Annotated in this window: 16 protein-coding genes; 11 read left to right on the top strand and 5 right to left on the bottom strand. The window is 71.6% G+C overall.

Going from position 1 to position 23,607, the window contains the following annotated elements; translation table 11 throughout:
- Window positions 1–28: 28 nt before the first annotated feature.
- Genes LH044_RS10620 through LH044_RS10610 form a run of 3 tightly spaced genes read right to left on the bottom strand, consistent with a single transcriptional unit; the run spans window position 29 to window position 2,744 of the window.
- A complete protein-coding gene (locus LH044_RS10620) occupies window positions 29–1,447 on the bottom strand; it encodes a Dyp-type peroxidase (RefSeq protein WP_227760006.1) in 1,419 nt (472 codons plus the stop codon).
- Window positions 1,444–2,214, bottom strand: coding sequence for a hypothetical protein (locus LH044_RS10615; RefSeq protein WP_227760005.1), 771 nt, complete (start codon window positions 2,212–2,214; stop codon window positions 1,444–1,446). Before LH044_RS10615 ends, LH044_RS10620 begins: the two co-directional genes overlap by 4 nt.
- A complete protein-coding gene (locus LH044_RS10610; RefSeq protein WP_227760004.1) occupies window positions 2,205–2,744 on the bottom strand; it encodes a hypothetical protein in 540 nt (179 codons plus the stop codon). Before LH044_RS10610 ends, LH044_RS10615 begins: the two co-directional genes overlap by 10 nt.
- 69 nt (window positions 2,745–2,813) lie before the next feature.
- Between LH044_RS10610 and LH044_RS10605 the strand changes: the two genes are divergently transcribed.
- On the top strand, window positions 2,814–3,989 hold the full coding sequence (locus LH044_RS10605) for an oxygenase MpaB family protein (protein WP_227760003.1): 1,176 nt from the start codon (window positions 2,814–2,816) through the stop codon (window positions 3,987–3,989).
- 93 nt (window positions 3,990–4,082) lie between these two features.
- Here the strand turns inward: LH044_RS10605 and LH044_RS10600 are convergent, their stop codons facing one another.
- On the bottom strand, window positions 4,083–5,771 hold the full coding sequence (locus LH044_RS10600) for a hypothetical protein (RefSeq protein ID WP_227760002.1): 1,689 nt from the start codon (window positions 5,769–5,771) through the stop codon (window positions 4,083–4,085).
- A 120-nt stretch (window positions 5,772–5,891) separates the two neighbouring features.
- Here LH044_RS10600 and LH044_RS10595 point away from each other — a divergent pair, with 120 nt between their 5' ends.
- The 5 genes from LH044_RS10595 (at window position 5,892) to LH044_RS10575 (ending at window position 10,623) form a co-directional block, all read left to right on the top strand.
- Complete coding sequence (locus LH044_RS10595; protein ID WP_227760001.1) at window positions 5,892–6,767, top strand: bifunctional 5,10-methylenetetrahydrofolate dehydrogenase/5,10-methenyltetrahydrofolate cyclohydrolase; 876 nt, start codon at window positions 5,892–5,894, stop codon at window positions 6,765–6,767.
- Entirely contained in the window at window positions 6,764–7,636 is an 873-nt protein-coding gene (locus LH044_RS10590) for a methylenetetrahydrofolate reductase (protein WP_227760000.1), read from the top strand. The genes LH044_RS10595 and LH044_RS10590 overlap by 4 nt, the downstream gene beginning before the upstream one ends.
- A 294-nt stretch (window positions 7,637–7,930) precedes the next feature.
- A complete protein-coding gene (locus tag LH044_RS10585) occupies window positions 7,931–8,515 on the top strand; it encodes a hypothetical protein (RefSeq protein WP_227759999.1) in 585 nt (194 codons plus the stop codon).
- Window positions 8,516–8,569: 54 nt separating this feature from the next.
- Window positions 8,570–9,208, top strand: a complete 639-nt coding sequence (locus LH044_RS10580; RefSeq protein ID WP_227759998.1) for a hypothetical protein — start codon at window positions 8,570–8,572, stop codon at window positions 9,206–9,208.
- Window positions 9,209–9,240: 32 nt separating this feature from the next.
- A complete protein-coding gene (locus LH044_RS10575) occupies window positions 9,241–10,623 on the top strand; it encodes an ABC transporter substrate-binding protein (protein WP_227759997.1) in 1,383 nt (460 codons plus the stop codon).
- A 90-nt stretch (window positions 10,624–10,713) separates the two neighbouring features.
- Here LH044_RS10575 and add read toward each other — a convergent pair whose 3' ends face one another.
- Entirely contained in the window at window positions 10,714–11,709 is a 996-nt protein-coding gene (gene add, locus LH044_RS10570) for an adenosine deaminase (protein WP_227759996.1), read from the bottom strand.
- A 336-nt stretch (window positions 11,710–12,045) separates the two neighbouring features.
- Between add and LH044_RS10565 the strand changes: the two genes are divergently transcribed.
- The 5 genes from LH044_RS10565 to LH044_RS10545 all read left to right on the top strand — a co-directional run bounded on the left by LH044_RS10565 (window position 12,046) and on the right by LH044_RS10545 (window position 23,589).
- Complete coding sequence (locus LH044_RS10565) at window positions 12,046–14,073, top strand: GspE/PulE family protein (protein WP_227760095.1); 2,028 nt, start codon at window positions 12,046–12,048, stop codon at window positions 14,071–14,073.
- Window positions 14,070–15,377 (top strand): type II secretion system F family protein, encoded by a 1,308-nt coding sequence (locus LH044_RS10560; RefSeq protein WP_227759995.1) that lies wholly within the window; start codon window positions 14,070–14,072, stop codon window positions 15,375–15,377. The genes LH044_RS10565 and LH044_RS10560 overlap by 4 nt, the downstream gene beginning before the upstream one ends.
- Window positions 15,378–15,509: 132 nt before the next feature.
- Complete coding sequence (locus LH044_RS10555) at window positions 15,510–15,926, top strand: hypothetical protein (RefSeq protein ID WP_227759994.1); 417 nt, start codon at window positions 15,510–15,512, stop codon at window positions 15,924–15,926.
- A gap of 38 nt (window positions 15,927–15,964) precedes the next feature.
- Entirely contained in the window at window positions 15,965–20,593 is a 4,629-nt protein-coding gene (locus tag LH044_RS10550) for a PKD domain-containing protein (RefSeq protein ID WP_227759993.1), read from the top strand.
- A complete protein-coding gene (locus LH044_RS10545) occupies window positions 20,590–23,589 on the top strand; it encodes a hypothetical protein (RefSeq protein WP_227759992.1) in 3,000 nt (999 codons plus the stop codon). The genes LH044_RS10550 and LH044_RS10545 overlap by 4 nt, the downstream gene beginning before the upstream one ends.
- Window positions 23,590–23,607: the final 18 nt, after the last annotated feature.

The following is a 23,607-nucleotide window of genomic DNA, read 5'->3' as shown; positions in this document are numbered from 1 at the left end:
GCCGCCGCCGGCGGCGCGCTCCGGTCCGTCAGGTGCGGCCGTCGGCGAGCGTGGTGAGCGCGGCGATCCCCGGCTGGAAGAAGTAGCCCCCGCCGCGCAGCACCACGAGCGGTCGGTCGATCGGCAGCAGGTAGGGCGGAGCACCCGGGACCTTGAACCGGGCGCCGTCGTGCGGCTCGGGAGGCCCGAGCAGCGGGTCGGGGTCCCGGCCGAGCCGCAGCGCATCGCCGTCGTAGGCCCAGCGCCGTTGGAGGAACTCGAACTGGCGCTCGATGTCGGCGACGAAGCCGACGAACAGCAGCCCGCGGTCGACACCGTCGTCGCGCGGGACCCCGCCGTCGTCGGCGAGGCGCGGCCCGTAGGGCAGACCGCGACGGATGATCCGGTGGCGGGTGGTCATCGTGCCGCCGACGCCCGCCCCGTCGCGCGGGTTCATGCGGCGGACGTGGGCGCCGACCGGGCACCGCAGCCCCTCGGGGTCGTCGGCGAAGCGGAAGTCGTTGACCCGGGCCGGGTCGTCGGCGATCCGAGGGTCCGGCCCGTCGGGCGAGGTGGCCAGCGGCGTGCCGTCGGGCCACCGGCCGACGAGCTTGGCCGCCAGCAGATCGGGGCCGCCGGGGTAGTCCGCACCGGTGACCCGGACGAGCGACCGGAACGCGGCGACGTCCTGGTGCAGCTTCCGGACGACGACGAAGGAGCCGTTGCGGGTCCATCCCCGGGCCGGCGTGGGGGAGCGGACGCCCTCGGCGTCGACGTGGCCGAGCACGAACTCGCCGACCGGCAGCGATCGCCACCCCAGGCGCACCGGCGTCCCGGTCGGCGCCGTTCGAGGGCCGTCGATGCCGGCGAGGCGCGGCTGCGCGATGCCGTCGACGAATCCGAAGTGCTCGCGACGGTCGTCGAACCGCTCGGCCCGCTGGCGGTGGGCCAGGTCGAGCCCGGGGTCGCGCCCGATCCGGGTGGCGAGGGCGGCGGCGTGGTCGTCGAGCCGGTCGGCGCGCCACGCGGTGAGCGTGATCAGGACGTGGGCGGTGTCGTCCCGCAGCCCGGGGTCCCAGTGCACCGGTGCAGCGGGACCGTCGTCGCCGAGTCGGCCGGCACGCCTCGCCATGCCCTCGCGGAACGCCGGCGGCAGGTCGTCGACGAGCTCCTGGGCCATCCCGAGGCGCGCCAGGCCGGCCGCGCTGAGGGCCACGTTGGTGGTGACGGCCGGCGGGACGACCCACTCGGTCGCGTCGGTGACGTCGGGGAGCAGCTCGCGCAGCAGGCGCCGGCCGGCCACAGGGTCGTCGACTGCGACCAGCAGAAGCTCGGCGTGATCGTCGTCGAAGGCCCGCAGCACGTTGCCCTGGATGTCGGCCAGGGTGGCGCGCGACAGCCGGCGCGGGCCGAGGCGAGCCCGGGCGGTCCGCACGACCGAGCCGAGGGGTCCGGCGAGGGCGTTCACCGTCGCACCTCGTCGTCCGTGCCGCCCGTCCGATCGCCCGCCGCAGGGGGCTCGATCCTCGGGAAAGCGGCGAGGAACGCAGCTCGGCGCGCCGCCGGCGCGCTGGCCCGGTGGCCGAGCGCGAGCCCGGCCAGGCGGCGGTGGCGGTCCAGCGCGAGCCGCACCTCGCCGACGGTCCGGCCGCCGTCGTTGACGTAGTGCAGCGCCACGGGCACGCGGTACCGGAGCAGGTAGGCCCGGGCGTCGGCCGCGAAGTCGGCCGCCGTGGGGTCGGGTGCGCCCTGGCACCGCGACAGCACGCCGGCGAACGGGCCCGGCTGCCCGAGGAGTGCGTCGAGCCAGGCCTCGACGGTGCCGTCGACGTCGGCCGACAGCACCAGCAGCGCTGCGCCGAGCGGTCGCCGGCGCCGGCGGCGGCCGACGACCTCGTCGATCACCTGCAACCGCGCGTAGTGGGTCCCCTCGACGGCCAGCGGGCTCCCGGGCCCGACCGGCAGCCCGGCGAGGACCGACCGCAGCTCGTCGGCGTCGACGTCCGGCCGCAGCGGGCAGATGGACGTGAACGAGGTGATGAGCGGCGTCCCGTCGGGCGCGAGGACGGGCGGCGGGCCCGGCAGGACGACCGGCTCGAGCGCGGCACCGTCGAGCGCGGCACCGTCGAGCGCGGCACCGTCGAGCGCAGCGTCGTCGAGCGCGCGGCCGTCGGCGCCGGTGATGTCGAGCGCCGACCCGTCGGTCGACCGGTCCTCGGGCGGGGTCACAGCCACGGTCCCACCTCGGTCAGCAGCCGCTCGTACTCCCGATTGAACGTCTCGTCGTCCATGTCGTGGGCGCGCTCGATGAACGGCCGCAGGCGGTCGTCGACCCGCACCGCTGCCGCCACCCCCGAGGTCGTCGCGTCGTCGTAGGCCGCGTAGTAGTGCTGCACGGCGTTGGCGTGGGCGTTGCTCCACTGCTGGTAGCGGTCGCTCGGGTACAGCCCCGGGTAGCCGACGCCGCCGGCCCACACGACGCGCATGTGCCATGGCACGGCCTGCACGAACACGTCGACGTACTCCTCCATCGAGGCGTCGAAGTTGCTCTCGAAGTAGATCGCGGTCCGCCCGAGCGGTTGCCCGCCGAGCTCGTCGACGAGCGACCAGTGCGCCATGTGGATGAACGACTGCCTGCGCAGCGGCTCGCTGATCCACGGGAAGCGCCGGGACGCGGCGAACAGGAGGCGGCACCACAGCGCCCACCCACGTCGCAACGGGATCAGGAGCGTCGTGGCCGTCGCCTGGCCGGCCGTGTTCGCCATCGCGTTCCCCCTCTCCAGCGTGAACGCAGGTCAGTAGTCTTTCACCCGGGAGAGGGGAGGTGCTCGGAGATGGCGCTCGTGACGCACGAGGTGCTCGACGAGATGAGCGGACGGGGTGACCCCCCGGCCGACGCGCTCATCCTGGAGCACGCCGAGTGGAGCACGACCGTGCTGCCCTCTGACATCGTCGCCCAGCTGGCGCGACGGCTGCGGTTCGCCGACGACGACTGCTCGCCGGTCGTCAACGACTACCTCCAGGCCAGCCCGGAGCCGCCCATCCCGGTCGACCGGGAACGGGTCGAGCTGGGCGCGCAGTTCTTCCAGGACCACTCGCTCGAGATCGGCTCGGCCCTGTTCTGCGGCTCGCTGCCGGCGGGCTACGCCTCGCCCCGGGGGGCGCGGGTCCTCACGCTCACCGGCCGGTTGACGAGCGACCTCGTCCGTCGGGTCATGGAGACGGCGCAGATGATCCTCAACGTCACCCGGCCGGGCGGTCTCGTGACCGGCACCGGGTGCGGCTACCAGGACACCCGCCGGGTCCGCCTCATGCACGCCGCGGTGCGCCACTTCATCCTCGAGGACCCGGCGGTCCCGCGGAGCGAGCACCTCCCGGTCCCGGCCCACGGGTGGTGCTCGGGCTGGGGCGTGCCGATCAACCAGGAGGACCTGCTCGGCGGGATGCTGACGTTCACCGTCACGGTGTTCGAGGTGCTCGACAAGCTCGGCGTCGAGTACCAGGACGAGCACGCCGAGGCGTACCTGCACCTGTGGTGCGTGGTCGGGTCGCTGCTCGGGATCGACCCGTCGATCCTGCCGAGCGACCGCCAGGAGGCAGGGGCGGCCGCCGACCTGATCCGGTCACGTCAGCTCGACCACAGCCGCGACGGGCGTGAGCTGACCCGGGCGCTGATCGAGGCGCTCGAGGGCATGGTGGCGCTCCCGCCGCTGCGAGGCGTGGTCCCGGCCGCGGTGCGCTGGTTCGTCGGGCCCGACGTCGCGACGCTGCTCGGCGTCGGTCCGTCGCCGTGGGGACTCGTGCTCGACGGCCCGGTGACGTGGACGAGCCGGCTGGTCCACGTCGACGAGCGCAGCAACCAGGTGATGCGGGTGCTCCTCCGCCAGGTCGGCGGGGCGGCGATCGACGGGTTTATGACGTCGAACCGGGGTCACGAGCGCCCCGACTTCGACATCCCCGAGGAGCTCAGCGTGAAGCTCCGGCGGGGGCCGAAGCGCTTCTACCTCTGAGTCGCGCGACCGCTCGCGGACCCGGCCCGAACAGATCTCAGGCGCGGATCGCGACAAGGGATGTCGCTGTGCACCCCTATATCTCGGTGGGGGTCAGCCGCCGGGGGTGGCGCCGCCCTGGGCGCCCTGGGCCTGCTGCTGCTGCTGTTGCTGCTGCTGGGAGATGACCGCCACGCGGGAGATCAGGGTCGACTGGGTCGCGCCGTTGTCGGTCGGCCAGGTCGAGCCCGCCAGCTGGTAGCCGGTGTAGAGCGTCTCGCCGTCGACATCGCCCTGCGCCCGCACCGTCCGGATCGTGAGGTCGCCGTCGGCGTCGCGGTCGGTCACGTAGATCACGCCCTCGTGGATCATGTTCAGCCCGGTGCTGTCGGCGGTGGTCCGCTCGACGAAGGCGTCCGAGCTCGGCGTGACCACGCCGATGGACTCCTGTTCTGCGTCGTCGGACTCGGCGCCGGTGATGAGCACGGTGCCGTCGGTGTCGACGCCCTCGAGCAGCATCGACGTCCAGTGCTTCACCGGCACGTCGCTGTCGTCGCCCGAGAGGTCGACGCGGGCGAGCGACGCCGTGCCGCCGAAGGTCAGCTGCACCAGCGCGGTGTCGCCCTGCGTGATGACCCGGCTCACCGAGCTGCCCGCCGACGCGTCGCCGGGCGCCGTGGTGGCGTGGACCAGGTCGCCGCGGTCGTCGGACCGGTACAGCTCGACACCCTCGTCGGTGTCCTTGGTGGCGACGATCCGGCCGTCGCCCACCGACGCCGCGCCGACCTTGCCGCCGAGCAGCGTCTCGCGCTCGCCCGAGCCCGAGTCCCAGCGCCGGATGGAGTCGTCGTCCTCGGCATCGCCGAAGTGCACGTAGGTGACGTCGGAGCCGGTGCGGACCGGCAGCATGAGCGCGCCGCGGTCGATGACCCGCACCTTCGCGTCGGTGCCGATCCACAGCAGCTGCGTGCCGTCGACGGTGCCCTGCTCGGATCGCGAGGCGGTCAGCGCGACGAAGCCCGTCGACCCCGGCTCCACCGGCATCGCCTGCAGGTCGCCGTAGGTGTCGGTGCGGCCGACCACGTCGCCGTCGGTCGCGTCGATCACCACGCCCTGCGAGCCCTCGTCGGTGCGCTGCACGGCGAGCACCCGGCTTCCGGCGCCGAGCGCGACGGCGCCGATCGTGTCGCCCTCGACGGTGCGCGTGTCGCCTGAGCGGAGGTCGCGGATCGTGAGCTCCCCGCCGTCGGCCGGCCACGACACGACCCAGCGCTCGTCCTCGCTGACCTGGCACAGGCCCTTGCCGACCTCGTCGATGTCGTCCGCGCTCCGGGCGAGGGTGCAGCCGTCGGTCGTGGCCACGTAGACGCCCCGTCGGAGGATGTTCGTCTGCACCTGCGAGTCGCTCTCGGCGATCTGCACGGCGTCCTCGCCGGGCGTGCCCACGGTGGCGTAGGTGGCGCCGCCGCCGTCGGCGGCGAACGAGGCGAGCACCTCGCCGCCCCACTGCGAGGCGAGCAGCTGCCGGGCGATGCTGCCGTCCTCCTGCACGTCGTTGATGTAGAGCGGCGAGGTCACGTCGGTCGCGACCAGCGCGTCGTCGTCGGGCTCGTCGCCTGGGTCGACGGCCCAGATGTCGGTCGAGGTCGGCGCCGATGCCTGATCGGGCGAGACCGTGGTGTCCTCGGCGAGGAGCAGCTGGCCGTGGCCGCCCCCGGCGCATGCCGAGGCGACGACCCCGAGCCCGGCCAGGAGCGCGAGGAGGAGGACGGCGGACCGGCGGCGTGAACGGCGTGCAGACATCGGGCCCGACGCTAGAGGGGGCCGCCGCCCGGCACCCATCCGCAGGACCGGGCGTTCGGAGCGCTCTCAGCCGAGGATCCGCTTCGGTGCCCTGCGGGTGCCGCCCCTACGATTCGGTCCATGACGGCGACGGTGATGGACGGCGAGGCCCTGGCGGCCCGCATCAAGGAGGACCTGTCCGACCGCATCACCGTGCTCGCCGAGCGGGGCATCACCCCGGGACTGGGCACGCTGCTGGTGGGCGACGACGGGCCGAGCCACAAGTACGTGTCCATGAAGCACGCCGACTGCGCCGAGCTGGGCATCACCTCCACCGACATCCGCCTGCCCGCCACCGCCACGCAGGACGAGGTGCTGGCCGCGGTCGGGCTGCTCAACGCCGATCCGGGAGTCGACGCCTTCATCCTCCAGTACCCGTTCCCCGGCGACCTCGACTACGACGAGGCCGTGCTGGCCGTCGACCCGCACAAGGACGCCGACGGGCTGCACCCGGTCAACCTGGGCCGGCTCGTCATGGGCGCCGAGGCGCCGCTGGCCTGCACGCCCCACGGGATCGTCGCGATGCTCGAGGCCTACGACGTCGCCCTCGCCGGTCGTCACGTGGTGATCGTCGGGCGGGGGCTCACGATCGGACGCCCGCTCGCCAACCTGATGGCGCTCAAGCACGGGCCGAACTCGGCGGTGACCGTGGTGCACACCGGCGTGTCCGACATCGGCGCGTACACGCGGACCGCCGACGTCGTCGTGGCGGCCGCGGGCTCGCCGGGGATGATCACCGCCGACATGATCAAGCCGGGCGCCGCGGTCGTCGCTGCCGGCGTCAGCTTCGTGGACGGCAAGGTCGTGTCCGACGTCGCCGACGACGTCGCGGAGGTGGCGGCGTTCGTGTCGCCCCGCATCGGCGGGGTCGGTCCGATGACGCGGGCCATGCTGCTCGCCAACACGGTCGCGGCGGCCGAGGCGGGGGCGGATCGATCGGCGGGGACGGCCCGTTGAGCGAGCACCCACGCATCCGCGAGCTGCTCGGCGCCGGCCCGACGCTGAGCGTCGAGTTCTTCCCGCCCAAGACCGACGAGGGGCTCGCCACGCTCCAGCAGACGATCGAGGAGCTCGAGCCGCTCGACCTCTCGTATGTCTCGGTCACCTACGGCGCGGCCGGCAACAGGGAGACCCGCGGCCGCACGCGCGACCTGGTCGTCGACCTCAACCGCGATCGCCGCTACCCGGCCATGGCCCACCTCACCTGCATGGGCCACAGCCGCGACGAGCTCGACGCGCTGATCGCCGACTACGGCGACCACGGCGTGCTCGACGTGCTGGCCCTGGCCGGCGATCCGCCCGCGGACGGGTCGCCGCCCGGCGGCGACTTCACCTACGCCGAGGAGCTGGTCGAGCTGATCCGCAGCCACGGCGACCGGTTCTCGATCGGCGTCGCCGCGCACCCCGAGCTGCACCCGCGCTCGACCGATCGGGGCGAGGACCGGCGCAACCTGGCCCGGAAGCTCGAGCTGGCCGACTTCGCGGTGACCCAGTTCTTCTTCGACGCCGACGACTACCTGCGCCTCGTCGACGAGCTCGCCGACCTCGGCGTCACGAAGCCCGTGGTCCCCGGCGTCATGCCGCTGTCGAACCCGCAGGGCGTGCACCGCATGGCCAAGATGGCCGGGGCGGCCTTCCCGGACGACCTCGCCGAGGCGGTCGAGGGCGCCGAGACGCCCGAGGAGCGCCAGCGGATCGTCGTGGACGCCGCGGTCGAGATGTCGCAGGCGCTGCTCGACGGCGGTGCGCCCGGCCTGCACCTCTACTGCATGAACCGTTCGGGCACCGTGCTCGAGATCGTCGACGCGCTCGGCCTCCGCTCCTGACGACGGGCGGCGCGCGCTCGCTCCCGATCGGGAGTCCGCCCTGACGAACCCGGTGGTCGGCACCACGACGGCAGCTGAGCCGAGGGCCTGAAGCACCTTCGCGGCGCGGCGCCCGTTCGGCGGTCGCGGCGAGCGGACCGTCAATGGCAGATGCCATGTTCGGCCGGTGCCACCTGCGACGGCGACAGCGACCACCCCGGGGGCGGATGATCGTCGGTGGGAGAGGACGTCTCCCGTCGCCGACGCCGCCCTCCGTGGTGACGCTCCGACGGGAGCGGATGAAGGGAGGTCCTGATGGCGACGACCATCGAGGTGCACCCCGCGGGCCCCGCACGGCCCCGGCGGAGCGGGTTCGTCGGACCGCAGGCGGCACGGGCACCCGGGGCTCGGCGGCAGCGGCTGATCTGGCTCGCGGTCGCGGCCGCCCTGGCCGGCAGCGGTCTCGTGGTGATGGACCGGATCGCCGCTGATCGCCCGGCGGAGACCGCCGGGCCGCCGACCGGGACCGCCGTGGCCACGATGCCGGCGGCCGACTTCAGGCCGCGCGCCGACGACGTGTGCACGACGTACGCGCGCTCGATCGCGACGATCGGGTTCCGGCCGAACTCGATGATGAGCGACATCGCCGACGCCCGGTCCCGGATCGATGCGCTGGACCAGGCGATCGCCGTGCTGGTCACCCTGCCCCCGCCGACCGACGACCCGGCGCTGACGGGGACGGTCGTGCGCGACCTCCACGGGGCGCGGGCGACCGCGGAGTCGGTCCTGACCGCGCCGTCGGCGTCGACGGCCGACGCCCGCTGGGCCCGCGTCGACCCGACCGTCGCCGTCGCGTTCGGGCCGCTGGCCGAGCACGGCGCCAGCCGCTGTCGGTTCTGAGGCCGTCGTGCGGACGCGTCACCCGAGACGGCGGCACGGTCGTCGGACCGGACGATGATGGACACCCTGCGTCCGCACCGCTCGAGGCCCGGGAGGACCCCGGCCGAGGAGCGGATCGCCGACCCGTTCGACGCGCAGGTCGACGCGCCGCCGCTGCGGTCGACCGACGGCGAGGGCGCGGATGGGCGCTGGGCGGCGCGCGCGGGTCGATGGGACCGGGCGCGGCGGCCGATCGCTCTGGCGGCTGCGGTCGCCGCGGTGCTCGTGATCGGGGCGTTGGTGTGGTGGCGTCCCGCCGCGGACCGCAGCGACGTCGTGAGCGCGCCGTCGTCGGTCGCGCCGCAGGTGTTCGACGTGCGGGTCGACCAGGTCTGTACCGATCTCGCCGGCGACCGGGCAGGCACCCGGCCCCGGTTCGACACGCTCGAGGCCCGCCAGGTGGCGGCCCGCTCGAGGATCGCCGCCGTCGACCGGGCCAGGGGCGCGCTGTTGCTGCTGGCGGAGCCGACCGACGAGCCGACCCTGCCGGGGCAGGTGGCCGACGACCTCGTCGTGGCCCGGACGGTGGCCCAGTCCGTCCTCGACGCCCGCACCGCCGCGGCGGCCGCCGAACGGTGGTCGCTCGTCGACCCTGCGATCGACCGTGCGATCGCGCCACTTGCGAGACACGGAGCGTCGTCATGTCGGACCTGAACCCCCACCCTCACCGGTCAGCCCTCGCCGTCGTGGCAGCAGTGGTCGCGCTCCTCGCGACCGGCTGTGCCGGCGGCGGCGCGGTCCCGACCCCGCTGGCCGGCGACGACGGGCCGGCCCCGGCCGTCGCCGTGTCCGGATGCGGGCGCACCGCTCCGGCCGACCGCAGCGGCACCGTGGTCGAGGTGCTCTGGGGCGGTGCGTGGGACGAGCGCGACGGCCCTGCGCTGCTCGAGCGGTGGGACGACTCGGACGACGAGGTCGACGTGCTGGTCGCCGACGCGCCCTCGCCGTCGGCTGCGGCTCGCGAGCTGCTCGGCGACGACCCGCCGACGATCGCCAAGGTCCCCGCCGACATGGTCCCGGTCCTCGCCCACGCCGGTGCGATCGCCCCGCTCGGCCCGTGCGTCGAGTCGGCTCCGGCGCCGGGCGAGCCGTCGGGTCGGCCCGCCGACCCGCTGCGCGAGGCGGCGATGGAGCTCGGCACCTACGGCGACGCGCGCTGGGGCGTCCCCGTCGGCGTCGACACCTTGGTGCTGCTGCGGGACCGGGCGCTGCTGCGCTCGGCCGGGGTCGATCCCGACCGCCCCCCGGCGACGCTCGCCGAGCTGCACGAGCAGGCGGCGGCGGTCCGCGCGGCCGAGGGGACCGAGCACCCGGTCGCGGGGTTCGGCCCCGACGAGGTCGCGGTCGGTGCGGGCCTGGGGACCGCACCGACCGCCGCGGCGGAGCAGTACGTCGAGATGGCCCACGACGGGCTGCTGGTCCGCTCGGACCGGATCGCCGGCCCGTCGCGGCGCGACGAGCCGCTCCCGGTGGGGAGCGGGGGATCGGCGTTCGCGGTCGTCAACGTGTCGCAGCTGTGGGGCTACGCGAACGCGCTGGCCGAGGGCCAGGCGCGCGGGGTGGACCTGGCCGTGTCGGCCCTGCCGGGCGAGACCGGCGCGGCGTCCCCCGTGCTCGGCGACGTGTGGGTGATGAGCTCGTCGGCGACCGAGGCGCAGTCCTCCGCCGCCGGGGCGCTCGTGGACTGGTTGGCGGCCGACGAGCAGCAAGCGGCCCTGGTGCCGCTCACGGACGTGCTCCCGCTGTCGACCGGAGCGGCAGACCTCCCGGTGACCGCCCCTCACTGGGAGCGTCTGCCGCTGGTCCGTGCCGCGCAGCGCCTGGTCGCGGCGCAGCCGGCGGCGGTCGCCCCGTGGCGCCAGGTCCCGGGGGCGCCGCCGACGATGGCGCACCTGCTCGGCGCGGCGGCCTTCGACGGCCGCCCGCTCTCGGAGGCCTGGGTGCTGGTGCAGCGGGCGCTGTACGAGCGCCGGTGGCTGGAGGGCCCGGACCGGGCGGCGGCCTACGCCCGCTGCCTGCTCAGCGCCGACCTCGGCCGGGCGTCGATCGCCGACTGCGCCCCGCTCTGAGTCGGAAGGACGGCCGTGCGGCCGGCGCCCGATCTCGCGGTCGGACCGATCGAGGGTCTCGACCTCGACCCGAGGTCGAGACCCGGCAGGTCAGGCGTCGGCCGGATCGGGCGACGCGGACCAGGCGTCGATCCCGGCCAGCGCCGACGCCTTCACGTCGTCGGGCGCGCCGCCGCACTCGATCGAGGAGCGGGCGATCGTCGCCATGCGCTCGTCGTCGAAGCCGAACTGGGTGCGGACCAGCTCGTACTCCTCGAGCAGGCCCGGCCCGAACAGCAGCGGGTCGTCGCCGTTGATCGAGCAGCGCACGCCGGCGTCGAGCAGCGCCGGCAGCGGGTGGGCGTCGAGCGACGGGAACACGCCGAGCATGATGTTGGAGGTGGGGCACACGTCCAGGCAGGTGCCCAGCTCGGCGAGCCGCTCGACCAGGCCCGGCACCTCGAAGGACCGCACGCCGTGCTGGATGCGGTCCGCGCCCAGCAGGTCGATCGAGTCGGCCACGAACTGCCCGGACTCGAGCTCGCCGGCATGGGGCGTGGAGAGCAGACCGAGCTCCTTGGCGGCGGCGAAGCACTCGACGAAGTCCTGCGGCGGGTGACCCACCTCGTCGTTGTGCAGGCCGAAGCTCACGATCTGGCCCGGGTACTTCCGCGCGATCTCGACGAGCGCCAAGCCGTCGGCCTCGGTGTCCTTCACCCGGTCGGCCGGCATCATGAACCGCACGGTGATGCCGTGGCGGGCCGCGGCGGACTCGAACACGTCGAGCACCATCTCCCAGGTGTCCTGGTCGGAGGGGAAGAGGTGCCGGTAGTTGCCGGCCCAGAACGACGGCTCCAGGTAGACGGCGCCCTCCCGTGCGTGCTGGGCGCAGATCTGATCGGCGAGCGCCTCCCAGTCCTCTCGCTCGCGGAGCACGTCGGTGGCCGCCACGTACGTGTCGGAGAACGCCGCGAAGTTGCCGTAGCCCCGGATGACGGGGACCTCGCGGTCGTACTTGGCCGCCAGGTCGGCGAGCAGCTGCGGGCTCATGCCGGCCTCGAGGTGGAGGTGCAGGTGGGCCTTGGGGAGGGTCGCCAGATCACGCATGGCGCCGAGACTAGGGAGCCAGCGTTTCGGCGGCGTTTCCCGTCCCGGGCCCGCCGCGGTGGTCGCCGACCGGTCAACGAAGAGTGCTCCACGGCTGCGGAGGGCGTCGGCCGGGAGGCGTTCCGTGAGGGTACGGGTACCCTGGGGAGGGAGCCCGACGCACTCCGTGATGTGGAGTGTTTGGGTGTTTCACCCCCGTTGACACCCTGAAAAGCACTCAGCGACACTGGTCGAACGCCCGACCGCCGGGCACCCGGTGCAACTCATCGGTGATGGGACGCCCCTCCCGTCGAGTGCAGGGGAAGTCCGCGGAGAGGGAAGAGGTCCAGCGTGTCCATGTTCCGTCGGGGTCGATCTGGTGAGGAGGAGCCGACGTCCGGTGGACGTCTGCGACGCCGTCGTCAGACCGAGTTCGACCACATCGACGAGGGCGCGCTCGACTCGCAGATCGGCACCTGGGTCGACACCAACCGCCCCCGCCTGGGCGAGATCCTCCTCGAGCTGGGGTCCGTCGATCCCGACGACCTGCTCAACGCGCTGCAGCGCCAGCAGGAGGCGCCCGACGATCCCGAGAGCCGGGCGCAGCTCGGTCAGATCCTCGTCCAGCTCGGATCGATCAACGACGTCGCCCTGGCTGCGGCGCTCGCCCACCAGTTCGACGTGCCGCTCGCGGATCTGACGCAAGCGCGGCCCGAGGCGGACGCGGTCGCCCGCGTGCCCGAGGAGCTCGCCCGCAAGCACCACGTGCTCCCGCTCCGCGTCGACGAGGCCGGGCGTGTGTACGTCGCCACGGCGGATCCGCTCGACACCGAGGCGATCCGCGAGCTCACGACCGCGGTGAAGAGCCTCGGTCTGCAGATCGGTGCTCGTGGCGACATCGAGCGCCTGCTCGACCAGGCCTACAACGCGCTGAGCTCGGCCGATGACGTCATCCGGGCCTTCGAGCTGTCCGACGACTCGCCCGACGCAGCCGACGACGACAGCTTCGCGGTCGACGAGAACGCGCCGGTCGTCCAGGTGGTCAACCGCATCCTCACGCAGGGCGTCCGGAGCCGTGCCTCCGACATCCACGTAGAGCCCATGGAGGACAGCGTCCGGGTCCGCTACCGCGTCGACGGGGCCATGACCGAGGCGATCATCCTCCCCAAGCGGATGGGTCCCGCCATCAGCAGCCGCCTGAAGGTGATGGCGGAGCTCAACATCGTCGAGCGCCGCCGGCCTCAGGACGGTCAGTTCTCGCTGAGGGTCGACGGGCGACCCATCGACGTCCGGACCTCGGTCGTGCCGACGGTCGAGGGCGAGAAGACGGTGATGCGCCTGCTCGACAAGACGAAGTCGCTCATCTCGATGGGCGACCTGGGCATGATCCCGTCGGTCGAGCAGCCCTTCCTGCAGATGGCCAAGTCGCCGCTCGGCATGATCCTCTGCACCGGTCCGACCGGCTCGGGGAAGACCACGACCCTGTACGCCACCCTCACCGAGGTCAACGACCCGACCAAGAACGTCGTGACCATCGAGGACCCGGTCGAGTACCAGTTCCGCGGCGTCACGCAGATGCAGGTGAGCGACACCGGCATGAACTTCGCCGAGGGACTCCGGGGCATCCTGCGCCAGGACCCCGACGTGGTGCTGGTGGGCGAGATCCGCGACGAGGAGACCGCTCGCATCGCCATGCAGGCCGCGCTCACCGGCCACCTGGTGCTGAGCTCGCTGCACGCCATCGACTCGGTCGCAGCGATCCACCGGTTCACGGACATGGGCATCCAGCCGTTCCTGGTGGCATCCGCCATCAACGGCGTGGTGGCCCAGCGGCTGCTCCGCCGGCTCTGCTCCAACTGCCGGGAGCCGGTCGCCCCGTCCTCGCGGGACATCCAGCTCGTCGCCGAGTTCACCGACGGCCAGATGCCCGAGACGTGGTTCCGTCCGGGCGGCTGCAACCTCTGCAACGACACCGGGTTCCGCGGGCGGATCGGCGTGTACGAGCTCCTCGAGTTCTCCGACGCGATCCGTGAAGCGGTCGTCGCGAAGGCCTCGCACTCCGAGGTGCGGGAGCTCGCCATCAGCGAGGGCATGAAGACCATGCAGGTCCAGGCCTTCCACCTCGTCACCGACGGGATCACCACCGTCGACGAGGTCCTCCGATCCGTGTACGCCCCGGGCGTCGAGGAGAAGGAGACCATGAAGGAGCTGGGTCCCGGGAAGCGGATGCTCCCGAAGGGTCCCGGCGTCCTGCCCGAGGGCACGAGCGGATCACCGGACGACGAGCCGCACGATCCGATCGAGATGCCGTCGGTCGACGAACCCCGTCGGAACGGCAACGGCGCTGCTCCCGATGAACTGACCGAGGCGGAGGCGACGGCATGACCGCGACGCAACCACAGCAGGCTCCCGACGACACACCGTCCGGGAAGCCCAAGCGCTCCAAGAAGGACCGGGCGGCCAAGGTCGCGCCGGTCAAGCTGAGCAAGTTCAAGTACCAGGCCGAGACGCTCGACGGCCAGGTGGTCAAGGGCCAGATCCAGTCGGTCTCGGCCAACACGGCCCGCAACGAGCTCGCGGTCCAGGGCCTCCGCGTCACGGAGCTGACCGAGAAGAAGGGCCTGCAGGTCGAGATCACGACCGAGAAGGTCCCGGCCGTCGACCTCATGCACTTCTCGCGCCAGATGGCGACGTTCCTGCGTGCGGGCGTGCCCGTGACCGAGGCGATCGACAACCTCCGTCGCGACTCCGACAACAAGAAGCTCCAGTCGGTCCTCGGCGACGTGCTCGAGCGGGTGCAGGGCGGCCGGTCGCTCGCCGACGCGCTGGGGCTCCACGACGAGGTCTTCCCGCCGTACTACATGGCGATGCTCCGCTCGGCCGAGCTCACCGGTCGGATGGACGAGGCGTTCGACCAGCTGCACAAGTACCTGCGGCGCGACGTCGAGCTGACCCGTGCGGTCCGCAAGGCGCTGATCTACCCGTGCATCCTGCTCGGGCTGTCGGTGGTCGTGTGCCTGATCATCGTGATCTTCGCGATCCCCCGGTTCGCCGACTTCTTCAAGGAGTTCGACGCTGAGCTGCCGCTGCCCACCCGGATGCTGATGGGCGTCGCGGACTTCGTGCAGTCGCCGGCGGGCATCATCACGGGCATCCTCCTGGTCGCACTCGGTTTCGGCCTGTTCGCGTACGTCCGCACGCCGAACGGTCGGCGGAACTTCCACGCGCTGCAGCTGAAGATCCCGATGATCTCGACCGTGGTGACCTACTCCTCGACCGAGCGGTTCTGCCGGGTCCTGGGTGCGCTGCTCGAGGCCGGGACGCCCCTCGCCGAGGCCCTGCCGACGGCGATCGACTGCTCGAACAACTCGGTGTACAAGGAGCGGCTGAGCACGGCCATGGAGGGCGTGCTGGCAGGTCAGGGCTTCGCGGAGCCGCTCGCCTCGACCGAGCTGTTCCCGAACACGGTGATCCAGATGGTCCGTGTCGGCGAGCGGTCCGGCGAGCTGTCCGAACAGCTCGACAACGCCGCTGGCTTCTACGAGGAGGAGCTCGACTATGCGGTCGAGAAGTTGACCGCCTGGTTCGAACCGTTGACGATCATCTTCATCGGTGCTGTCGTTGGGTTCGTTGCGCTGGCGATGGTGAGTGCGATGTACGGCATCTACAACCAGGTGGATCTGGGGTAGCTGCCCGCTAGCTGGGAGAAACAATTGAGCGCTGGGGAGCGCGCGTGGGTGTTGTGGCCTGCGCGTTCGAGAGGGAGTGAGGTCGCGCCGATTCGCGCGGCGCGCGGGCAGTCCGGTTTCTCGCTGGTCGAGGTGCTGGTCGTCGCGTTCATCGCGGTGCCCGTGATCCTCGCCGGTGCCTACGGGCTCTTCACCGCCATCTCGGCGAGCGGGTCGACGAAGGACCGTCAGGATCTCGAGGCGGCGCTGACCAGCTACGGCGAGAGCCTGAAGGCGCTCCCGACCTACACGCCGTGCGCCACGGTCGCCGATCTGAACACCGTGTACGGCGCATGGGGCGACCGCTGGGCGCCGGACGCCTCCATGCCGATCGCGTCGAACGGCATCACGGTGACCGCCGTCGAGTACTGGAAGCAGTCGACCGCGTCGTTCAGCACCCCCTGCGGGGCGGACGGCGGTGCCCAGAAGCTGACCATCAAGGCGACCCACAAGAACGGGACCACCCTGACGGGGACGGTGGTCCTTCGGAACCCGGGGGCCCACCCGTGATCGAGACCCCGTCCCCCCGCCCGTCCGGCCAGCGCGGCATGACGATGGTCGAGACGCTGCTCGCGCTCGCCATCTCGGCGCTCATCCTCGTGCCGTTGCTCGGCTTCGCCCAGCTCGCCTTCCAGCAGCAGACCGCGACCCGGGAGCGCAACAACGCCGCCACCAACTCCGGCGAGCTCAGGACCTACTTCTACCGGGACGTCGCCTCGGCCGGCGCCGCCTACCTGACGGGCCCGGAGCTCGTGGACTGCGTCGGCGGCGACGGCGCCGGGGGGACGCTGCTGCTGGCGCTGAAGGCCGAATCGGAGCGGATCGTCTACACCCGGGCCACCGGGTCGGAGGGCGGCACGAGCCTGTGGCGCCGGACGTGCGCGACCGCGGGCGGGGCCACGACCGCGTCGGCCGAGGTGGTCGACAAGCTGACGAGCACCGGCGCCGAGATGTCGTGCAAGGCCGCAGGGTCCCTGCCCGACTCGTGCCAGCGGATCAACCTGCGGATCACCACGACCGACTCGGAGCAGACGTCGCTCACGGTGTCGGTCCGCGACGACGGCTCGACCAACGTCAGCAACCCCGGCGGCACGGCGTACACCCCGCCGACGGTCGCGCTCACTGCTGCGCCGACCTCCGTGTTCCGGGGCGAGTCCGTCGCCTTCTCGGCGGCCGGCTCCGCAGACCCCGGAGGGTCGGCGCTCAGCTACTACTGGGAGTTCGGTGACGGCTCGAGCTCGACCTCGCAGTCGCCGACGAAGTCCTATTCCACCAAGGGATCGTTCACGGCCATCCTGACCGTGACGAACGCGGCCGGGACGCCCGCCACCGACTTCGTCGTGGTCGAGGTGAAGAACCGCCTCCCGGTCGCGGTGATCGCAGCGCCGGAGGACGGACGCGTCTTCAGCGCGGGCCAAGGGATCAACTTCTCGTCCTCGGGCAGCAACGACACCGCCGACGCCGCCTACGGCGGTTCCGTGACCTCGTACTACTGGGAGTTCGGCGACGGGACGACCTCGACATCGGCGAACCCCACCAACAAGACCTACTCGGCCGCCAGTCCGACGGCGTCCGGGTACACCGTCAAGCTCACGGTCACCGACAACGAGGGCGGGACGAACCAGACCCAGATCAAGGTCAGGATCCAGAGTCCTCCCACGGCCTCCATCACCGCGCCGGCCAACGGTGCCACGATCCAACGGGGGGTCGCCACCACGTTCACGGCGTCCGCCAGCGACTCCGACGGCACCATCACCTCCTACGCGTGGGACTTCGGCGACGGGACGACGGGTTCGGGTGAGTCCACCACCCACACCTACGCCAACTCGGTGCCGGCGGGCGCCAAGACGGTGACGCTGACGGTGACCGACAACGACGGCTTCGCGGTGGTGCGGACGGTCAACGTCACGATCACCAACGCCACCCCGACGGCCTCGATCACGGCGCCGGCGAACGGCACCAACGTGACGCGCGGGGTGGCCGTGAGCTTCGCGTCGACGGCGAGCGATCCCGACGGGACGATCGCCTCGTACTCGTGGAACTTCGGTGACGGGACGACGTCGACGCAGCAGAACCCGACGAAGACCTACGCCAACTCGGTCTCGACCGGCTCGAAGACCGTCACGCTGGTCGTGACCGACAACGACGGTGGCACCGCCACCAGGACCATCACGGTGAACGTCGTGAACCTGGTCCCCTCGGCGTCGATCACGGCGCCGGCGGACGGGACCGACGTCACCCGCGGCCAGGCGGTGAGCTTCACGGCGACCGCCAGCGATGCCGACGGGACGATCGCCTCGTACTCGTGGAACTTCGGTGACGGGACGACGTCGACGCAGCAGAACCCGACCAAGACGTACGCGAACTCGGTGACGCCGGGGACGAAGACGGTGACCCTTACGGTGACCGACAACAACGGCGGCACGGTCGTCAAGACGATCACGGTCGACGTCGTGAACGCCCTCCCGACGGCCTCGATCACCGCCCCCGCCGACGGCGCCACCGTCGCACGCAGCCAGGCGGTGAGCTTCACCTCGACCGCCAGCGACGTCGACGGGACGATCGCGTCGTACGCGTGGAACTTCGGCGACGGCACCACGTCGACGCAGCAGAACCCCACCAAGACCTACGCCAACTCGGTCACCACCGGCGCCAAGACGGTCACCCTGACGGTGACCGACAACAACGGCGCCACGGTCGTCAAGACGATCACGGTCAACGTGGGGAACGCCTCGCCGACGGCCTCCATCACGGCCCCGGCGAACGGCGCGAACGTCACGCGTGGGGTCTCGGTCAACTTCACGGCGACGGCGTCGGATCCCGACGGCACGATCGCCGGTTGGGCGTGGGACTTCGGTGACGGCACGACGTCGACGCAGCAGAACCCGACCAAGACCTACGCGAACTCGGTCACGCCGGGCGCGAAGACGGTGACGCTGACGGTGACCGACAACAGCGGCGCCACCGCCGTCCGGACGATCACCGTCAACGTGAACAACCAGAACCCGACGGCCTCGATCACCGCCCCTGCGAACGGCGCGACGGTGAACCGAGGGGACACGGTGAACTTCGCTGCGACCGCCAGCGACAGCGACGGCACGATCTCGACCTACGCCTGGGACTTCGGCGACGGCAACACCGGTGCGGGAGCCACCCCGGCCAAGATCTACACCGCCCTGGGCGCCAAGACCGTCACGCTGACGGTGACCGACAACAACGGCGGCACGGTCGTCCGGACGATCACGCTGACCGTGGTCAACAACCCGCCGACGGCATCGATCACGGCGCCGACCAACGGCAGCAACGTGACCCGTGGCGTGCCGATCAACTTCACCTCGACGGCGAGCGACGTCGACGGGACGATCTCGTCGTACGCGTGGAACTTCGGTGACGGGACGACCTCGACGCAGCAGAACCCGACCAAGACGTACGCCAACTCGGTCACGACCGGCTCGAAGACCGTCACGTTGGTCGTCACCGACAACGACGGCGGGACGGTGACGAGGACGATCACGGTCAACGTCGTGAACTCGGCGCCGTCGGTCTCGATCACGGCGCCGCCGACCGGGACCGACGTCACCCGCGGCCAGGCGATCGGCTTCACGTCGTCCGCCAGCGACCCGGACGGGACCATCGCGTCGTATGCCTGGAACTTCGGTGACAGCACCACGTCGACCCAGCAGAACCCGACCAAGACCTACGCGAACTCGGTCACGCCGGGCACGAAGACGGTGACGCTGACGGTGACGGACAACAACGGCACCACGGCGACGACGTCGATCACGGTCGACGTCGCGAACTCGGCGCCGTCGGCGTCGATCACTGCGCCGGCGAACGGGGCCAACGTGAGCCGCAACGTGGCGGTCGGGTTCACCTCGACGGCGAGCGACGTGGACGGAACGATCTCGTCGTATTCCTGGAACTTCGGCGACGGCACCACCTCGACGCAGCAGAACCCGACCAAGACGTACGCCAACTCGGTGACGCCCGGGGCGAAGACGGTGACGCTGACCGTCACCGACAACAACGGCGGCACGGCGGTGCGGACGATCACGGTGAACCTCGGGAACAACGCGCCGTCGGCGTCGATCACGGCGCCGGCGAACGGCGCGAACGTGACCCGCAGCGTGGCGGTGTCGTTCACCGCCACGGCGTCGGACTCTGATGGCACGATCGCCGGCTACGCCTGGGACTTCGGCGACGGCACGACCTCGACGTCGCAGAACCCCTCCAAGACCTACGCCAACTCGGTCAGCACGGGCGCCAAGACGGTCACCCTGACGGTCACCGACAACAACGGCGGCACGACGGTCCGGACGATCACGGTCAACGTCGTGAACTCGGCGCCCTCGGCCTCGATCACGGCACCGGCGAACAACGCCACGGTCTACAAGGGCGACACGGTCAACTTCGCGGCCACCGCCAGTGACGTCGACGGGACGATCTCGACCTACGTGTGGGACTTCGGCGACGGCAACACCGGCGCCGGCGCCAACCCGTCGAAGATCTACACGGCGTTCGGCGCGAAGACGGTCACGCTGACCGTGACCGACAGCGACGGCGGCACGACGGTCCGGACGATCACGGTCAACGTGGCCAGCCGTCCTCCGACGGTCTCGATCGCAGCTGCGCCGACCGCCGGCCGGGCGCCGTTCGCCTCGACCCTCACACCCACGGTGGCGGATCCGGACGGGGACGCCATCGCCTCGTTCCAGTGGAACTACGGCAACGGCACCGTCGTCAACGGCAGCGGGAACCCGACCACGGTGAACCCGACCTTCACGCACAACGTCTCGGGTGACACCTTCATCTCGGCGGCGTACACGGTGACCCTCACGGTGACCGACGCGAACGGGGCGGTCGGCACGGGCACCGTGGTCGTCACGGCCAACGGGTCGCCGGCGCCGACCTCCTTCGCCAAGCAGAGCACGCGGTGCGTCAGGTCGTTCATCTTCTGCGTCGAACGAGGCATCACGTTCACCTGGAGCGCGGTCAGCAACGTCAACGCCTACCAGATCCAGCTGGACAACAACACGCCGGTGACCTTCACCGGCACGTCGGGCGAGGTCACCGGGCTGTCCGGCTCGTCCGACACCTACGACGCCAAGATCCGGTCCCGCGACGCCACCACCGGCAAGTGGGGCCCGTGGTCCTCGACAATCAACGTGAGCTCATGATGTCGACGTTCTTGAACCGCCACGGGTCGCGTCGCGGCCGCAACGAATCCGGCTTCGCCCTCGTGGCGGGCCTGATGGTCTGGGTCCTCCTCTGCGGCGTGACGCTGATCGCCCTGCTGTCGATGACGATGTCGAGCTCGAAGATCGCCGTCCGCAACGCCGTCGACTCGCGACAGACCCGCGCCGCGGACTCGGCGATGGAGTCCGCGGTGAACCAGATCCGCATGGACCCGGCCGGCACGATCGGTCGCGCCACCGCCGCCGCCGACGGCTCGTGCGTCGCGGGCCTGGGGACGGGCTCGGGTCTGGACTTCACCGATGAGTCGGGCACGGAGGTCCGCGTCACGGCAGAGTGCGACACCTCGCCCCAGACGCTCCCCGACGTGCCCGCCGGCGCGACCCTGCCGAGCCTCGACCTCGTCGGGAGCAGCTACCGGTCGGCGAGCGACGTGGGCGACACGGTGAAGTGGGCCACGGACTGCACCGGTGCCCCCGACCCCAACTGCTACCCGTGGCGACTCGGCATCGGAGTGCCGAACTACAACGCCAACCAGTCGACGATCGCGGCGCAGACGCCCACGCTGCTGCACACCGCCGATCCGTCGGTGCCGGCCGACGACTCGACGCTGCAGATCGCCGGCAACGTCAACGTCAAGCAGGGCGCCGCTGCGCTCGTGAACCCGACCGACCACCCAGCGACCTCGGCGGTCAACGTCGGCGGCACGTACAAGCAGGGGTCGAGCGGCCTGTTCAGCTCGGCCGGCGGCACGAACAGCTGCGGGATGCTCGGCCCGTCGTTCCCGTGGAACGTCGGCGGTGGCCGCCTCATCGACAGCAACGACGTGATCGGTGCACCGGAGTGCGGGACGGCGGTCACGACGAACGATGCCGGCCTGGGGTCACCGTTCCTGCCGTCGGCGCTCACCGCGCAGACTGTGCCGGCGTGCAGCGGCTCGGTCGTCACGCTCGAGCCCGGGCGGTACCGCAAGGACCAGACGGCCGTCCTGAACGACCGGCTGGGCGGGGGGTGCGGCGGGAAGACCTTCTGGTTCAAGCCCGGGGACTACTGGTTCGACGTCGACGATGCGACGAACTCGGCCCGGGAGCGGAACTCGCTGATCATCGACGATCCGACCGTCCGGGTGATCTTCGGCGAGCCGGCGGCCGGCAACAGCGCCACCGGCGCCGGGAGCTCGACCTTCCCGAACGCGTGCAAGGAGGACGCCGCCGGCGTGGCGATCGTGCTGTCGCCGCGGACCAGCTTCCGCCACAAGCAGGGCCAGGTCGCGGTCTGCGACCGCAGTGCCCAGAGCACCTCGAGCAACCCCGCCGCCGGCAGCCCGCCGCCGGCGGTCTACCAGGACGCCACGGTCGACGGCGGCTGGACCGGGACCCCCGACGCCTCTACGAGCACGCTGACCATGAGCAGCAGCTCCAGCTGGATCGCCTGGGGCAGCAACAGCGTCACGAACCAGGGGAGCTCGTGGGTCACCGACGGCTCGAACGGGACGGCGACCTTCTCGTGCACCGTCATCCTGGCCGGCGGTTGCGCTGCCGACGTCACCGCGTCGGCGAAGGGGTTCGGCTCGGGTGGCACCGCACCGGCCGAGCCCATCGCGAGCTCGCGGGTCGGTTCCCTCGACCTCATCGTGAAGGCGTCCGCGAACAACTCGAACGGGTCCTTCACCGCCAGCCTGCTGCGCGATGGCGACTCCGCGACCCAGCTGACCCTGTACAAGAGCGGAGCGACGTCGCCGACCTGTGCGCAGGGCTACCCGTCGATCCCCGACTCGCTGTCGTCGACGATCACCAACACGCTGGCCTACGACCTCTTCTCGAACCAGGCCGAGACCGTCTCGGGCATCCCCCGTTGCGACTCGCTCAAGAACCAGCTCACTCGCGCCGACCTCTTCAACGCCCGGGTCGACGTGCGCTACCGGACCTACACGTTCGTCGCCTTCGGGTTCGGCAGCTTCAACACGAGCGTCAAGGTGGACGGGCTCGAGCTCCGGGCCGGTTGGGACCTGACGCCGACCGGCGGGACCGACGGTTCGGGTTGGAACAACGCCGCCAACATCGTCAGCCTGAACGGCCAGTCCACGGGCTACACGCTCAACTGCGGCGCCTTCGACAGCACCTGCCCGACGGCCACGCGGTCGATGACCGCCACGGGCCTGGACAACGCCGACGCCCCGCTGCCGCCCTTGAGCGGTGGACTGCTCAAGGCCGGCGTGGTCGTGAGCGGCGAGACCACGAGCCAGAACTTCTTCACGAACGGCTCGTTCTACGACCTGCAGGGGAAGCCCGACGTCGCCAACAACTCGTGGATGAGGGTCACGGTCAACCTCGCCGGTGGCGGCAGCTGCCAAGCGACGTGGAACCGCGTGCCGTTCTGGGGGCAAGGCGTCTATCTCGACCTCTTGGGAGCACCCGGGAACTGCAGTTCCACGCTGACAAGTGCGGAGCAGTTGATCGGTGCAAATGCCGTGCTCGAGGTCTACGTCCAGCGCAATGGTGACAACGGCGGTGGTTTCAGTTCGGTGAACTATGGGATCCGCATCGATCACCTGAAGATCTCGACCGTCAGCGGCGGGACCTACGCCGGAGCGAAGGCCCCCAACCTCGTGTCCGAGAACTTCGGCGCCGACGCGGCCAACCGGACTTCGTTCAACGTCTATGGACCCTGGTCGACCCCCAGGAACGACGTGAACGTCAGGTGGTCCGGTCCGTCGCCCAAGAAGGCCGACGGCACCAACGTGCCGGTGATCGGCGGTACGACGGTGATCTCGGCGCTCGGGAGCTTCACCGCCGCCGGCGGGGAATCGGGCGTGGTGTGCTGCGCCCCCACCCGCCCCGCGGAGCGCGTGGTGACGCTCACCGCCGCCGTGGAGCAGACCGACGGCACCTACGTGACCCGGGGGACCGCGGTCGTGCGCGTCCGTGACGTCGGTGGGAACGGTGGCTCCCTGAGCATCCAGTCGTGGGACCTCGATTGACCTGGCCCACCGCCACGT

This window comes from Dermatobacter hominis (genome assembly GCF_020715685.1).
In the GTDB taxonomy this organism is placed as follows: domain Bacteria; phylum Actinomycetota; class Acidimicrobiia; order Acidimicrobiales; family Microtrichaceae; genus Dermatobacter; species Dermatobacter hominis.
Note: the sequence above shows the minus strand (reverse complement) of the source record. Positions and strands in the feature narration are given on the sequence as shown.